The organism is Bradyrhizobium sp. WSM1417 (genome assembly GCF_000515415.1).
Taxonomy (GTDB): domain Bacteria; phylum Pseudomonadota; class Alphaproteobacteria; order Rhizobiales; family Xanthobacteraceae; genus Bradyrhizobium.
The window spans coordinates 1,773,307-1,788,049 of sequence record NZ_KI911783.1 but is presented as its reverse complement, the minus strand read 5'-3'; the positions used below and the strand labels follow the sequence as shown (position 1 = coordinate 1,788,049).

Sequence of the window (14,743 nt, the reverse complement as noted above, 5' to 3'; positions counted from 1 at the left end):
CGAAGCCGGGACGTCGTTAGCGCTACTGCCCCAGATACTTCTTCATCTCCGCGATCAAACCGTCACGCAGCTCCGGCCGCTTCAGGCCGTAGGCGATGTTGGCGCGGAGGAAGCCGGGCTTGGAGCCGCAATCGTGGCGCTCGCCCTCGAACTCGACGCCGTAGAACTTTTGCGATCTGGCGAGGCCGATCATGGCGTCGGTGAGCTGGATCTCGCCGCCGGCGCCGCGCTCCTGGGTCTCCAGGATCTTGAAGATCTCCGGCTGCAGGATGTAGCGGCCGGTGATCGAGAGATTGGAGGGCGCGGTGCCCTTGGCCGGCTTCTCGACCATGCCGTCGACCTCGAACATCTTGCCGGTGCGTTTGCCGACGCCGCAGATGCCGTATTGATGGGTCAGATGGTCGGGCACCGCCTCGACCGCGATGACATTGGATTTTTCGCCGAGCTTGCTGGCGGTGTCGATCATCTGCTTCAGGCAGCCGGGCGAATTGAGCACGAGTTCGTCGGGCAGCACGACTGCGAACGGTTCGTTGCCGACGATGTCGCGCGCGCACCAGACCGCGTGGCCGAGGCCGAGCGGCGCCTGCTGGCGGGTGAAGCTGACGGCGCCGGCTTCGGGCTGGTTCTGCGCCAGAACGTCCTGCTCGGTCTTCTTGCCGCGCGCGGCCAGCGTCGCATCGAGCTCGAACATCCGGTCGAAATGATCTTCGATGACGCTTTTGTTGCGCCCGGTGACGAAGATGAAGTGCTCGATGCCGGCTTCCCTGGCCTCGTCATAGACGTACTGGATCAGCGGCTTGTCGACGATCGTCAGCATTTCCTTCGGCATCGCCTTGGTGGCGGGCAGGACTCGGGTGCCGAGGCCGGCAACGGGAAATACGGCTTTGCGGATTTTCATGGGATTGATCGAATACCTGAGGAACACGTGAAGGGAGCAATGGCATCTTGCTAGCTTGTTTGCAGCCGCCAACAAAGGCGGATGTGGGGCCTCATCCTCACAGAGTTAAGAAAAAGGCCACCATCAAAATTTCACCTTTGTTAAGCTGTTGGCAACCGTAACCAGGCCTCCTGAGGGCGGATTTTGGCCGGACAGGTGTGGACATGATGCAATCAATGGCAGAGCTGGCGAAACGGGGCGGGTCCGTGACCGGTGCGACGATGGTTGCGGCCGCCCTGCTGTTCCCGCTTCCCGCCAGCGCGCAGGCTCAGAACGGTCTGTCAAATCTGTTCGGCGGTATTTTCTCCGGCCCGAACCAGGCGCCTTCGCCAGCAGCGCCCGGGCCCAGCGGCGCTCCAACGGGAGTTCAACCTTGGACCGGCGAGGACGGCGCCTCCGGTCATCCGCTGATGACGGCCGCCGCGATCCGAGAGGCCGCGGGCAATTTCAACAATTGCGTGGCGGGCATGTGGCCCGATGCCGCACGGCGCAACATCACGCAGGACAACTTCCAGCGCTTCACGGCTGGCCTCGCGCCCGATCTGCGCATCATGGACCTAATGGACTCTCAGCCGGAGTTCACCAAGTCGATCTGGGATTATCTCGACATCCTCGTGAACGACAACCGCCTCGCCAAGGGCCGCGAGGTCCTGGCCAAATACAAGGCGCAGTTCGACGCCACCGAAAAAGCCACCGGCGTCGATCGTTATATCATCGCCTCGATCTGGGGCATCGAGTCCAACTACTCGACGCAGATGGGCGACCGCAGCGTGCTGCAATCGACCGCGACGCTCGCCTGCATCGGCCGCCGCCAGGCTTACTTCAAGGACGAATTCCTCTCCGCGCTGGAGATCCTCAACCGCGGCGATCTCAGGCTCGAACAATTGCGCGGCTCCTGGGCCGGCGCCTTCGGCCCGACCCAGTTCATGCCGACCGCGTTCAAGCGCTTCGCCGTGGACGGCGATGGTGACGGCCGGCGTGACGTCGTCGACAATCCCTCCGACCTGATTGCGTCGACCGCCAACAATCTGAAGAAGGACGGCTGGCAGGCCGGCCAGACCTGGGGCTACGAGGTCGTGGTGCCCCAGGGCTTCAACTACATGCTGGCGGATCGCGCCAAGGCGATGACGGTGGCGCAATGGGAAAAGCTCGGCCTCAAGCGCCCGGCCAACCAGCCCTTCCCGCATCCGGCCGAGAAGGCCTATCTGCTGGCGCCGGCCGGCGCGCAGGGACCGGGCTTCCTGATGCTGCAGAACTTCCGGGTGATCATGAAGTACAATCCGGCGGAGGCTTATGCGCTGGCGATCGGCCATTTCGCCGATCGCCTGCGCGGCGGCCAGCCCTTCGTGCAGCCCTGGCCGCGGCAGGAACGGGAGCTGTCCCGGACCGAGCGGCTGGAACTCCAGCAGCTGCTGGCCCAGCGCGGCTTCTACAAGGGCACCCCCGACGGTCAGTTCGGCGGCCAGACCCGGGAAGCCCTGCGCAATTTCCAGGCATCGATCGGGGTCCCCGCGGACGGATTTGCCTCCTCCGACGCGCTGAACCGGCTGCGCGGGCGGTAAAATCGCGCCGAAAGTAACCCTGAACAGGGATTTTGGCCGGCAGCCTTGACCGGGGCGGCGGTTCGCCGTGTATGGGCCAGGATCTGAGAGAATCTGAAAAGAGAATCTGCCCGTTTGGCGCCCGATTCCGTTATTATATCGAGCCTGTCCCGACCCCTATTGCCCGTGCCGAGATCGCATGTCGAAGAAGTCCCTGTTCAAGGTGCTGACCGAGACCGGCCCGCTGATCGCGCTGGGGACGGCGCTTGCGATTCTGGTCTCGGTCGCGGGACCCGCCTCGGCGCAGTTCTTCAACTTCCCCGGCTTCGGCGGCCCACCGCAGCGTTCGGCTCCGCCGCCGCCGCGGAACGGTGGAGGTGGAGGTGGAGGTGGAGGTGGCGGATGGTTCGGCGGCGACTTCTTCGCGCCGTTCCAGCAGCAACAGCCGCAAGCACCGCGTCAGGACTTTTCGCGCGCGCCGGCGCCGGCCAAGCGCGAGACCATTCCCGACAGGAACGTGCTGGTGATCGGCGACGCCATGGCCGACTGGCTCGCCTACGGGCTGGAGGACGCCTACACCGAGCAGCCCGACATGGGCGTGATCCGCAAGCACAAGACCACGTCCGGCCTGATCAAGTATCAGCCCAAGGGTGAGCCCTCGGACTGGACGGCTGCTGCGAGGGGCATTCTCGAGACCGAGAAGCCCGACGTGATCGTGGTGATGCTCGGCCTCAACGACCGCATCGCGATCCGCGAGGCGGCGGCGCCCGATAAATCGGACAAGGCGACGGACAAGAAGAACGACAAGGGCGCGCGCGGCAAACCACCGGCCAAGCCCGGCGATGCCAAGCCCGGCGACACCGCCGCGAAGCCGGACGACAAGCCGGCCGATGCCGACCTGCCGCAGGATGATGCCGACAACGCTGACGCACCCGCAGTCGCAGCGCCCGAGAAGACCGCGCGCAACCCGAACGGCCTCTACGAATTCCGCGACGAGCGCTGGGTCGAACTCTACGGCAAGAAGATCGAGGAGCTCGCCAACGTCCTCAAGTCCAAGGGCGTGCCGGTGCTCTGGGTCGGCCTGCCCGCGATCCGCGGCCCCAAGGGCACCGCGGACATGCTGTTCCTGGACTCGCTCTATCGCGAAGGCGCGGCCAAGGCCGGTATCACTTACGTCGACGTCTGGGACGGCTTTGTCGACGAGGCCGGCCGCTTCCTGCAGAAGGGCCCGGACTTCGAAGGCCAGATCCGTCAACTCCGCAGCGGTGACGGCGTCTATTTCACAAAACCCGGCGCGCGCAAGCTCGCCCACTATGTCGAGCGCGAGATCACCCGCCTACTCGCCGGGCGCTCCGGCCCGATCGCGCTGCCGAGCGAACCGGCGACCCCCGACACCAGTGCCGAACCCGGCAAGCCCGCGCCGCGGCCGCTGGCCGGTCCGATCGTGCCGCTGGTTGCGGCCTCGATCTCGACCGATCAATTGCTGGGTGGGCCGGGCTCGCGTCCTGCCGCCGTCGATGCGCTGGCTGCGAAGACGATGGTAAAGGGCGAGCCATTAGCTGCGCCCGCCGGCCGCGCCGACGATTATGCCTGGCCGCGCCGCGAAGTCGGCCGCGAGCAGGCCAAGGGCGATACGCCGGTGGCAGCGACGACGCCTGACGGCGGTACGCCGGGTGCGGCCGCAGCGATCGCCCCGCCAAAGCTTGCGCCGAAGAAGCCACCGGCGCCGCAGCAGCCGGCACAGGCCGCGCCATCAATGCGCGATTTCTTCGGCTTTGGCTCGCCGCCGCCCCCGCCGCGTCAATTGGCGCCGGCGCCGCGCAATCCGAATCCCAACCCTGCGATCCCGCGGCCGCCTGGCAATGTCGGGCGATCGGCGGAAGTGTTCCGGTAATCTTTCTAAGCTGAGGTCTCGTGTCCCGGACGCGCTGCAGCGTGAAACGCTGCTGCGCAGAGCCGGGACACAGCACGTTCAAAAAGAATGGGCCCCGGCTCAGCAATGCGGCGTTACACGCCGTGCTGCGTCCGGGGCCTGATGAATATCGCGCGTTGGCTTTAGCCGTAATAGCGCCAGCGCGGCGGCGGGCGGCGCGAAGGCCGTGCCATCAGCAACGCGAGCGCGAAGCCGATACCTCCGGCGACCAGCAGCGCGCCCATCGGGTTGTCCTGCACCTTCTGGGCAATCGCCTGCGAGCCGTCGCGCAAGGTTTCTGCCGGCTTGTCGTAGGCGTCCTTGGCATAGCTGGCCGCGGTGTCCGTAGCGTCACGTACGGCATCCTTGGCCTGGCCGTAGAGATTCTGCACAGTGCCGGCGGCTTCGCGTGCCTTGCCGGACGCCTGTGTCTGCGTATCGCTGGCCATATCTCCGATGGCGCCTTCCGCGCGTCCGGCGAATTCCTTGGCCGATCCGACAATCCGATCCTTATCCATGATGCTCCTCCTCGGGGTCAGCCCAAGTAACCGATCAGGAGCGGCGCAGTTCCATCTGACTTGAAATTGGACTCAAAGAATAAGCCCGCCGTCGACGACCAATGTCTGGCCGATGATGTAGGACGACAGCGGCGATGCAAGAAATAGCGCCGCGCCCGCCATGTCAGCCGGCGTGCCCAATCGCCGCAGCGGAATGCGCGAAATTGCACCTTCGAGCCGCTTGGGATTGTCGGTCGTCACCTTCGTCATCTTGGTGTCGACCAGACCGGGCGCAATGCCGTTGACGCGGATGCCATCCTCGGCCCAGGCCTCGCCCAGCGTGCGCGTCAATCCGACCGCGCCGGTCTTCGACGCGTTGTAGGCGGGATTGCCCATGGTGGAATGATAGGCCGCGGTCGAGGACACCATGATCAGCGACCCTCGCGAGTCCCGCAGCATGGAATGAAAGCGCGTGGCGCAGGCCATCAGGCTCATCAGGTTGACCTCGACGACCTTGCGAAAGCCGGCCATCTCGAACTCGCCGCGGCGATAGAGCACCGCGCCCTGCGCCAGCACCAGGACATCGAGCCGTTCGAACGACGGCTTGAAAGCTTCGATCGCTCCGGCATTGCCGACGTCGAGCTGCGCGTAGGAGAGACCGGTGAGATCCGAACCCTCCTCAGCTGAATATTCCTTTGCGTCAGCACGCGTGCCGCAGACCGCAACTTGCGCGCCCCTGACGCGAAAGGCTTGCGCAATGCCGTTGCCGATGCCGCTGGATCCGCCGACGACCAGCACCTGCCTGCCTGAGAAATCGAGCTCGTTCGTCATCGCCGGCCTCCCCGATTGTCCTGCTTGTTTGACCTGTCTGCGGATCGATGCCAGCCTTGTCAATCACAACAAGAACAAGCAGGGCACGAGGAAACAGCATGTCCGATTTCAAACAGCTCAGCCGGTCCGTGAAGGGCCTGACCGTTCTCGTCACCGGCGCGGCCAGCGGCATGGGACGCGCGACGGCACGCGTGTTCGCCGCCGAGGGCGCCAACGTTGCCGTTACCGATTATGACGAGCAGGGTGGGCTGGCCGTGGCGAAGGAGATCGCGGCAAGCGGCGGAGCCGCGAAAGCCTGGAAGCTCGACGTTGCCGATGGCGATGAGATCAAGCGCGTGGTCGGCGACGTCGCTGCGCATTTCGGCGGGCTCGACATCATCGTCAACAATGCCGGCATCTCTGTGCGCGTCGCGATCGACGACGCAGCCTATGAGGGCGCCTGGGCCAGGGGCATCGCGGTGATGCTGACGGCGCATCCGCGCATCATCCGCGCCGCGCTGCCTCACTTGCGCAAGTCGAAGAGCCCGCGCATCGTCAACATCGCCTCGACCGAGGCGCTCGGCGCCACCGCATTGCACAGCCCCTATTCGGCGGCGAAGGGCGGCGTCGCCAGCCTCACCCGCTCGCTTGCGGTGGAGCTCGGCCGCGAAGGCATCACCGTCAACTGCATCTGCCCGGGGCCGGTCCGCACCGCCATCACCGACCGGATCTCGGAAGAGCACAAGACCATCTACGCCAAGCGCCGCACTGCACTGGGCCGCTATGGCGATCCCGAGGAGGTCGCGCACATGACGCTGAGCCTGTGCCTGCCGGCAGCGTCCTTCCTCACCGGCGCGGTCATCCCCGTCGACGGCGGCCTGATGGCGCGCAACGCGTGAGAGGTATGCTGCCGAAGCGTTGACATCGCCAGCCGCCGGAGTAGCTTTTTCTTCAACAGAGCGGGAGCAACCGCTCGCGGTCCGCGGGAGAAAACGCCATGACGATCGCCATCCGGCAGCTTCAGACACATTTTGTCGGCGAGGTTTCCGGCCTCGATCTGCGACAGCCTCTTACACCAGATGAGGCGCGCGAGGTTGAAGCCGCCATGGACAAATATGCGGTGCTGGTGTTCCACGACCAGGACATCACCGACGAACAGCAGATGGCTTTCGCGTTGAATTTCGGCCAGCGCGAGGACGCGCGCGGCGGCACCGTCACGAAGGAAAAGGACTACCGGCTCCAATCGGGCCTGAACGACGTCTCAAATCTCGGCAAGGACGGCAAGCCGCTGGCGAAGGACAGCCGCGCGCATCTGTTCAACCTCGGCAACTGTCTGTGGCATTCCGACAGCTCGTTCCGCCCCATCCCGGCAAAATTCTCGCTGCTGTCGGCCCGCGTGCTCAACCCGAAGGGCGGCAATACCGAATTCGCCGACATGCGCGCGGCCTATGACGCGCTCGACGACGAGACCAAGGCGGAGATCGACGACCTCGTCTGCGAGCACTCGCTGATGTATTCACGGGGATCGCTCGGCTTCACCGAATACACCGACGAGGAGAAGGAGATGTTCAAGCCGGTGCTGCAACGTCTGGTGCGCACCCACCCCGTCCATCGCCGCAAGTCGCTCTATCTCTCATCGCATGCGGGCAAGATCGTCGGCATGAGCGTCCCCGAAGGAAGGCTGCTGCTGCGCGACCTCAACGAGCACGCGACGCAGAGCGAGTTCGTCTACGTCCACAAATGGAAGCTGCATGATCTCGTGATGTGGGACAACCGCCAGACCATGCACCGCGTCCGCCGCTACGACCAGTCGCAGCCCCGTGACATGCGCCGCGCGACGGTGGCGGGCACGGAGCCGACCGTGCAGCAGCAGGCGGCGGAGTAGGCGCTACGCAGCAACCACTGTCATCGCCCGGCTTGACCGGGCGATCCAGTATTCCGAGACAGTTGTGATAGAGCCGATACGCCCCGGCGTACTGGATGCCCCGGTCAAGCCGGGGCATGACAGCGGAGGGTGATACACGAGAACGAGAATCGAGCTACGCGTGCCCCGCCTCGTTCGAGAGCATGCCGGGATCGATGCCGATCTTGCGCAGCGCCCGTCCGTATTTTTCGTCGACGTCGTCGCCAAAGATCAAATCCGAATCCGCGTCGCAATGCAGCCAGCCATTGCTCTGGATTTCGGTCTCGAGTTGGCCCGGCGCCCAGCCGGCATAGCCGAGCGCGAGGATGGCGTGCTTGGGGCCGGAGCCGTTGGCGATGGCGCGCAGGATGTCGACGGTCGCGGTGAGGCAGACCCCGTCGTCGATCCGGAGCGTCGCGTTCTCGATGTAGAAGTCGCTCGAATGCAGCACGAAGCCGCGGCCGGTATCGACCGGACCGCCGCGCAGCACCTTCATGCTTTCGGCATTCTCCGGCAGCTTGATGTGCTCGCCCTTGTTGATGATGCCGAGCTGCTGCAACAGCTCCGGGAAATCGATGCTGCCGGCCGGGTGGTTGACGATGATGCCCATCGCACCTTCGGCGGAGTGGGCGCAGAGATAGATCACCGAGCGCTCGAAGCGCTCGTCGCCCATCACGGGCATGGCGATCAACAGCTGGCCGTCGAGGTAGCCCGCCGAACTGGGGAGCGCGGGGGCTGACTTGCGGGTGCTTTCGCCCGTCCTCTTGCCTGTGGGAGCCATCGGTGAAGCACTCCGGTTTCAATTCCTATCCTGATGTCGGGCCGGGCCGCTGTCAAATCAAGGCTTGCAGGGACTTGATTCAAGTGCATCCATCACAAGCAATTCAATGGTTTGCCGCGGGGCGACCCTGTAAAGACGTACCATGCTGACAAGAGTTCCCCGGCGTGCGGCGATTGGCGTCGCGACAACCCTGCTCGCGTCGTCGCTGGCGCTTGCGGCCCATGCCGACGATGCATCACCATGGCAGCGGGATGGACATTCCGCGGTGCGGTTGCTGGCGGGATCGCGCAGCGGCGCCGTCCTGCTCGGCGGTATCGCCTTCCAGATCCAGCCCGGCTGGAAAACCTATTGGCGCATGCCGGGCGATTCCGGCGTTCCGCCGCGCTTCGATTTCTCGAAATCCGACAACGTAGAGGCGGTGGCGGTGATGTGGCCGGCCCCGCAGAAATTCGACGACGGCGCGGGCGGCCATTCGATCGGCTATCACGACCAGATCGTGCTGCCCCTGCGCATCATCGCCAAGGCGGCCGACAAACCGGTGACGCTGCGCGCCGAGATCAATTATGCGGTGTGCGAAAAGCTTTGCATCCCGGTCGAGGCTCGCGCTGAGCTTGGCTTCAACAGCGTCGCCTCGACCGAGGACGCCAATTTGCGTGCAGCGCTCGACACCGTGCCCAAGCCTGCCACGATCGGCGATCCCAACCCGCTCACCATCCGGGACGTCAAGCGCGACGGGCCCAAGAATGTGGTGGTGGACGTCGTCGTGCCGGATGCGCGCACCGTCAATCTCTATGTGGAAGGTCCGACGCCCGATTGGGCGTTGCCGATCCCGGCGCCGGTCGAGCCCAGCCCACCGGGCGTGAAGCGATTTTCTTTCGAGCTCGACGGACTGCCGCCGGGCGCCAAGCCCGACGGCGCAGCGCTGAAGTTCACGCTGGTCGGACCGGAGAAGTCGTACGAGTTCAATACCAATTTGGATTGATTGCGCTGCTGGCGCCGCGCATTCAGCTGTCGTCCCGGACAAGCGCAGCGAAGCGGAGCGCCGATCCGGGACCCATAGCCACAGGGAGTGGTTTGGCGAAGACTCGGAGCCATCAGCGAGCGCAACAACTTCTCACCGCGGTTATGGGTCCCGGCCTTCGCCGGGACGACACCTAGGATGGGACGTCCACCCAACCGAATCTTAACGAATGGTTGCTAATCCCCAGGGCTCCTGCGGCAAGTCTGCCGCAGCACTCGTGCGCGCCTCGGGGACCCTTCGAATTGGCCGTGATGGATGCAGAACCCGCAACGACCGGACCTGCCGGCCTGATCGCGCGGCTGCGCGAAAAATTGACGGGCGGGTCGAGCGAGGCATCGCTGACGCGGCGGCTGGCTGGCACCATCTTCGTCATTCGCGTGATCAGCGCCGGCCTTGCCTATTTCTCGCAGGTCCTGCTCGCGCGCTGGATGGGGACGTCGGACTACGGCGTCTATGTCTATGTCTGGACTTGGGTGCTGCTGCTCGGCAGCATGATGGACTTTGGCATCTCGGCCTCCGCGCAAAAAATCATTCCAGAATACCGCAGCCGTGGCGAGCATGCGCTGCTGCGCGGCTTTCTCTCGGGCAGCCGCTGGCTGACCTTTGCCGTTTCCGCACTGATGTCGCTCGGCCTCGCCGGTATCGTCAAATTGCTGTCACCCTGGATCGATCCGGCCGAAGAGCTGCCGCTTTATATCGGCTGCATGACGCTGCCCGCTTTTGTCGTCGCCAACACCCAGGACGGCATCGCGCGCTCGCATGACTGGATGCAGCTCGGTCTGATGCCGCAATTCATCATCCGCCAGACGCTGATCATCGGCATCACGGCTTGCGCCTTCCTGCTCGGCTATCATCTCGGCGCGGTCGCCGCGATGGTCGCGAGTGCCGGCGCGGTGTGGATCGCGATGAGCGGGCAGATGGTGGTGCTGAACCGCAAGCTCGCTGGTCACATCGAGCCGGGCCCCAAGGCTTACGACGTCGGCGGCTGGCTCGCCGTCTCGCTGCCGATCCTGCTGGTCGAAAGCTTCTATTTGCTGCTGTCCTATACCGACGTGCTGGTGCTTCAGCAGTTCCGCCCCTCCGACGAGGTCGGCGTCTATTTCGCCGTGGTGAAGACACTGGCGCTGGTCTCCTTCATCCACTACGCGATGTCGGCAACGACCGCGCATCGCTTCGCCGAATACAACGCCGCTGGCGACAAGGCGCGGCTGTCGGCTTACGTGGCGCATGCCATCAACTGGACGTTCTGGCCGTCGCTGGCAGCGACCATCGTGCTGCTCGCGCTCGGCAAGCCGCTGCTCTGGCTGTTCGGGCCGCACTTCGTGGTCGGCTATGACATCATGTTCGTCGCCGCGATCGGCCTCGTGGTCCGATCCGCAATCGGTCCAGTCGAACGGCTGCTCAACATGCTCGGCCAGCAGAAGATCTGCGCGCTGGCCTACGCGCTGGCCTTTGCGATGAACCTGGTGCTCTGCATTGCGCTGGTGCCGCGCTTCGGCGGCCATGGCGCTGCGGCCGCGACCTCGATCTCACTCAGTTTCGAGACGGTGCTGCTGTTCTGGATCGTGCGACAGCGGCTCGGCCTGCACGTGCTGGCGTTCGGGAAATAAACTTCCGCCTGCCTCGCGTGCTGCCCTCGGGGAACGGCTGCTTCGAAGCGCGCCCGGGAACAACGCGAAATGCCTACCTATCGCCAGAGGCGCAGCACGATTTTTCTTATTACCCCCAAACAGTTGCGCCACAGGGAAAGTTTATTCTACGTCATATTGCCCAACTGACGAGATAAACCTAAGATTCCCCGGACATGATCGATCCACTCTACGTCGCCTCCGGTTTCGGCGTCGGCCTGCTGGTCGGGATGACCGGCGTCGGCGGCGGTTCGCTGATGACGCCGCTGCTGATCCTGCTGTTCGGGATTCATCCATCGACCGCGGTCGGCACCGACCTGCTCTATGCCGCCGCCACCAAGACCGGCGGCAGCGTGGTGCATGGCTGGTCGCGCAGCGTGCACTGGCCGGCGGTGCTGCGGCTCGCCTGCGGCAGCCTTCCGGCGAGCGCGCTGACGCTGCTCGTGCTGTGGAAGCTCGACCTCAAGAGCGATTCCGAGCGCAATCTCGTCAACCTCGTGCTCTGCTTTGCGCTGCTGCTGACTGCGACCTCGCTGATCTTCCGCAGATCGATCATGGAGCGCTATCGCCGGCGCCTGGAGCAGGTCGATGACCGCACCACGGCGATCGCGACCGTCGTCACCGGAATCGTGCTTGGTGTGCTGGTCTCGATTTCATCGGTCGGCGCCGGCGCGGTCGGCGTCACCGTTCTGCTGCTGCTCTATCCGCGCCTGCCGGTGGCGACCATCGTCGGCTCCGACATCGCCCATGCCGTCCCGCTGACGCTGATCGCCGGAATGGGGCACTGGGCGCTTGGCGACGTGGATTGGGCGCTGATGGGCGTGCTGCTGTTGGGCTCGCTGCCCGGCATCGTCGTCGGCAGCTTCAGCGCGACGCGCGTGCCCGAGACGGTGCTACGCCTGACACTGGCCAGCGTGCTGTTCGTGGTCGCCGGCAAGATCATGTTCGCGGAGCTGCACCTGTCCTCGGCGTTCGAGACGGCGCTGGCCTGGACGCACTGAACGGAGAACGGCCGCACCACTCTCGCTGTCATCGCCCGGTTTGACCGGGCGATCCAGTACTCCGAGACGGCTGTGGTTGTACCGAGACGCCGCGGCGTACTGGATGCCCCGGTCAAGCCGGGGCATGACGAAGAGCGCTGTTACTCCGCGGTCCAGCCGCCGTCGATCGACAGGTTGGTGCCGGTGATCTGCGCGGCATCGTCGCCGCACAGGAACAGCGCGAGGGCCGCGACCTGCTCGGAGGTGACGAACTCCTTGGTCGGCTGCGCGTCGAGCAGCACGTCGTTGATGACCTGGTCGCGCGTGAGGTTGCGGGCCTTCATGGTGTCGGGGATCTGCTTCTCCACCAGCGGCGTCCAGACATAGCCGGGGCTGATGCAGTTGCAGGTGATCTTGTGGGTCGCGAGTTCCAGCGCCACGGTCTTGGTGAGACCGGCGATGCCGTGCTTGGCCGAGACATAGGCCGATTTGAAGGGCGAGGCGACCAGCGAATGCGCGGAAGCGGTATTGATGATGCGGCCCCAGCCCTTCTTCTTCATGCCAGGGACGGCGGCGCGAATGGCATGGAAGGCCGAGGACAGGTTGATCGCGATGATCTGGTCCCATTTCTCCGGCGGGAATTCCTCGATCGGCGAGACGAACTGGATCCCGGCATTGTTGACGAGGATGTCGACCGAACCAAAACTCTTCTCGCCGAGCGCGATCATCCCGGCGATCTCGGCCGGCTTGGTCATGTCGGCGGGCGAATAGACCGCCTTCACGCCGAAATCGGACTCGATCTTGGCGCGCTCCTTCTCGATGTCCTCCGGCGAGCCGAACCCGTTGATGACGACATTGGCGCCGGCGGCGGCGAAGGCGCGCGCATAGGCAAGCCCGATGCCGCTGGTCGACCCGGTCACGACGGCGTTCTTGCCTGACAGACTTCCCATATTACTCGCTCCTTTTTGGAGGGGGCGCAGTGACGTCCCCCGTGAGATCGTAGGTCACCATGGTCTCGCCGGATTGCGGCCGCTCGAGCCAGTCCTTGTGGCGCATCGACAGATGCACGTCACGCACGCCGGCTTCCCAATGCTCGACCATCGCGACATGCGAAAAATCGTAATCCTTGGACGAGGATTCGTAATTCTTGCTGCGGTAGATCAAGTGCACCACAGTCACGGTGCTTTCGCGCGATACCTTGGCAAGGAATTCCACGGAAGGGTCGTTCTTGAGATAATCGGGCAATTTGGAAATCAGGTCGCGCACGGCCCTGCGGGCGTTGTGCACCTGCTTGTTCTTGTCGGTGTTCATCCGCGTGCGGCTGGAGAAGCGGATGTCCTTCTCCCGCTCGGTCGCCTCGAGCAGCGAAGTCGGCAGATCGCCGCGGGCGCTGAACAGGTCGATCTGGAAGATCAGGAGATCGCGGTCGGTCTCGGCGTCGAGCACGTAGTCAAGCGGCGTATTTGAGGCGATGCCGCCGTCCCAATAATGCTCGCCGTCGATCACGACGGACGGAAAGCCGGGCGGCAGCGCGCCGGAGGCCATGATGTGTTCGGGGCCGATTTTCTTGCCGAGCTTCCTGAACTCGAAATTGTCGAAATATTTGAAGTTGCCGGAGGTGACGCCGACCGCACCAACCGACAGCCGCGTCTTCAGATCGTTGATGCGGTCGAAATCGACCAGGCGCTCCAGCGTCTTCTTCAGCGGTGCGGTGTCGTAATAGCTCTCGGCCTGCGGGCTGCCGGGCGGCCAGAGCGGCGCGGGCGGAATGCGCGGCGTGAAGAAACCGGGCACGCCGAAGGTCGCGATCAATGCGGCGCTGGTCGAGTTGAACAGTTCGCGGCTGTGGTCGCTCTTGCCGATCGGTTTCCACGGCACCGGCGCGGAGACCATCTCCCAGAATTCCTTGAGCCGCTTAACGCGGGTCTGCCCTTCGTTGCCGGCGATGATCGCGGCACTGACCGCGCCGATCGAGATGCCGGCGACCCACTCCGGCTCGAAGCCGGCATGGCAGAGCGACTGATAGGCACCGGCCTGATAGGAGCCGAGCGCGCCGCCGCCCTGGAGGACCAGGACACGTTGCGCGTTTGCCGGGATTGTTGCGACTTCGGGGCTGTGATCGGTCATGCGGGAACAATAGCAGATGGCGAGCGACCGTGGCGACAGTCTGCCGCGGCGTCAATGCATCCCGGGATCAAGTCTGGCTTATCGAGAGTCCGTCGAGGCCAGGATCATGGTCCAGAACACCTTGTATTTGGTGCCGGGAGCATAGCCCGCCGCGATGCCCAATTTTGTGACACCGCTCTTGAGCATGTTGGCGCGGTGCGGGGGCGAGTCGCGCCAGCCGGAAAACGCTTCCGCCAGCGTATGATAGCCGGCCGAGACGTTCTCGACCGCAACGGTCGCCGGATAGCCGCCGGCGCTGAGGCGCTTGGCCAGCGGCGCGCGGACGTCGTGGTCCATCTTGTTGGCGGCAGCCATGGCCTGGGACTGGGATTCGGCGAGACTCATCAGGGCGGGATCGATCACGACGATGCCGAGCCCGTTGTTCTGGCGGTATTGCGAGATCATGATCGCTGCCGCCTGCGCATCGAGCTTTGCGCCCGGGACAGCCATATCGGCATACATGGACGGCTGCTGGACCGGTGCTTCGTTGCCGGCGCAGCCGGCGAGCAGCAAAAGGATTGATATCGCGGCCGCGACGCGCATGAACAGGAGCCCCCAAAATCAGGG

The 14,743-nt window shown here is 64.6% G+C and carries 14 protein-coding genes; 7 read left to right on the top strand and 7 right to left on the bottom strand.

Annotated features, from left to right (window positions below):
* Positions 1-22: 22 nt before the first annotated feature.
* Complete coding sequence (locus BRA1417_RS0108590) at positions 23-898, bottom strand: UTP--glucose-1-phosphate uridylyltransferase (RefSeq protein ID WP_027515491.1); 876 nt, start codon at positions 896-898, stop codon at positions 23-25.
* A 203-nt stretch (positions 899-1,101) separates the two neighbouring features.
* Between BRA1417_RS0108590 and BRA1417_RS0108585 the strand changes: the two genes are divergently transcribed.
* Positions 1,102-2,499 carry a lytic murein transglycosylase gene (locus BRA1417_RS0108585; protein ID WP_198034794.1) on the top strand — a complete coding sequence of 466 codons (1,398 nt, stop codon included), beginning with the start codon at positions 1,102-1,104 and terminating at the stop codon, positions 2,497-2,499.
* 178 nt (positions 2,500-2,677) lie between these two features.
* Positions 2,678-4,372 (top strand): SGNH family hydrolase, encoded by a 1,695-nt coding sequence (locus BRA1417_RS0108580; RefSeq protein ID WP_027515489.1) that lies wholly within the window; start codon positions 2,678-2,680, stop codon positions 4,370-4,372.
* Positions 4,373-4,533: 161 nt separating this feature from the next.
* Here the strand turns inward: BRA1417_RS0108580 and BRA1417_RS0108575 are convergent, their stop codons facing one another.
* On the bottom strand, positions 4,534-4,908 hold the full coding sequence (locus BRA1417_RS0108575) for a CsbD family protein (protein ID WP_027515488.1): 375 nt from the start codon (positions 4,906-4,908) through the stop codon (positions 4,534-4,536).
* A gap of 72 nt (positions 4,909-4,980) precedes the next feature.
* Positions 4,981-5,718: an SDR family NAD(P)-dependent oxidoreductase gene (locus BRA1417_RS0108570; RefSeq protein ID WP_027515487.1), complete on the bottom strand. Its 738-nt coding sequence runs from the start codon at positions 5,716-5,718 to the stop codon at positions 4,981-4,983.
* A gap of 98 nt (positions 5,719-5,816) precedes the next feature.
* Here BRA1417_RS0108570 and BRA1417_RS0108565 point away from each other — a divergent pair, with 98 nt between their 5' ends.
* Positions 5,817-6,596, top strand: coding sequence for an SDR family NAD(P)-dependent oxidoreductase (locus BRA1417_RS0108565; RefSeq protein WP_027515486.1), 780 nt, complete (start codon positions 5,817-5,819; stop codon positions 6,594-6,596).
* A 98-nt stretch (positions 6,597-6,694) separates the two neighbouring features.
* Positions 6,695-7,582, top strand: a complete 888-nt coding sequence (locus tag BRA1417_RS0108560; RefSeq protein ID WP_027515485.1) for a TauD/TfdA family dioxygenase — start codon at positions 6,695-6,697, stop codon at positions 7,580-7,582.
* Positions 7,583-7,736: 154 nt separating this feature from the next.
* Here BRA1417_RS0108560 and BRA1417_RS0108555 read toward each other — a convergent pair whose 3' ends face one another.
* On the bottom strand, positions 7,737-8,381 hold the full coding sequence (locus BRA1417_RS0108555; protein ID WP_007605477.1) for a YqgE/AlgH family protein: 645 nt from the start codon (positions 8,379-8,381) through the stop codon (positions 7,737-7,739).
* A 142-nt stretch (positions 8,382-8,523) separates the two neighbouring features.
* Here BRA1417_RS0108555 and BRA1417_RS0108550 point away from each other — a divergent pair, with 142 nt between their 5' ends.
* The 3 genes from BRA1417_RS0108550 (at position 8,524) to BRA1417_RS0108540 (ending at position 12,031) form a co-directional block, all read left to right on the top strand.
* Complete coding sequence (locus tag BRA1417_RS0108550; protein WP_027515484.1) at positions 8,524-9,363, top strand: protein-disulfide reductase DsbD domain-containing protein; 840 nt, start codon at positions 8,524-8,526, stop codon at positions 9,361-9,363.
* A 281-nt stretch (positions 9,364-9,644) separates the two neighbouring features.
* Positions 9,645-11,012, top strand: a complete 1,368-nt coding sequence (locus BRA1417_RS0108545; protein WP_027515483.1) for a flippase — start codon at positions 9,645-9,647, stop codon at positions 11,010-11,012.
* A 194-nt stretch (positions 11,013-11,206) separates the two neighbouring features.
* A complete protein-coding gene (locus BRA1417_RS0108540) occupies positions 11,207-12,031 on the top strand; it encodes a sulfite exporter TauE/SafE family protein (RefSeq protein WP_027515482.1) in 825 nt (274 codons plus the stop codon).
* A 140-nt stretch (positions 12,032-12,171) separates the two neighbouring features.
* On the opposite strand, the gene BRA1417_RS0108535 is transcribed toward BRA1417_RS0108540, so the two are convergent.
* The 3 genes from BRA1417_RS0108535 to BRA1417_RS0108525 form a co-directional block, all read right to left on the bottom strand.
* Positions 12,172-12,960: a 3-hydroxybutyrate dehydrogenase gene (locus tag BRA1417_RS0108535; RefSeq protein WP_027515481.1), complete on the bottom strand. Its 789-nt coding sequence runs from the start codon at positions 12,958-12,960 to the stop codon at positions 12,172-12,174.
* A 1-nt stretch (position 12,961) separates the two neighbouring features.
* A complete protein-coding gene (locus BRA1417_RS0108530; protein WP_027515480.1) occupies positions 12,962-14,137 on the bottom strand; it encodes a patatin-like phospholipase family protein in 1,176 nt (391 codons plus the stop codon).
* 78 nt (positions 14,138-14,215) lie between these two features.
* The gene (locus BRA1417_RS0108525; RefSeq protein ID WP_027515479.1) at positions 14,216-14,719 is read right to left on the bottom strand and encodes a CAP domain-containing protein; all 504 of its coding nucleotides are present in this window, start codon (positions 14,717-14,719) and stop codon (positions 14,216-14,218) included.
* Positions 14,720-14,743: the final 24 nt, after the last annotated feature.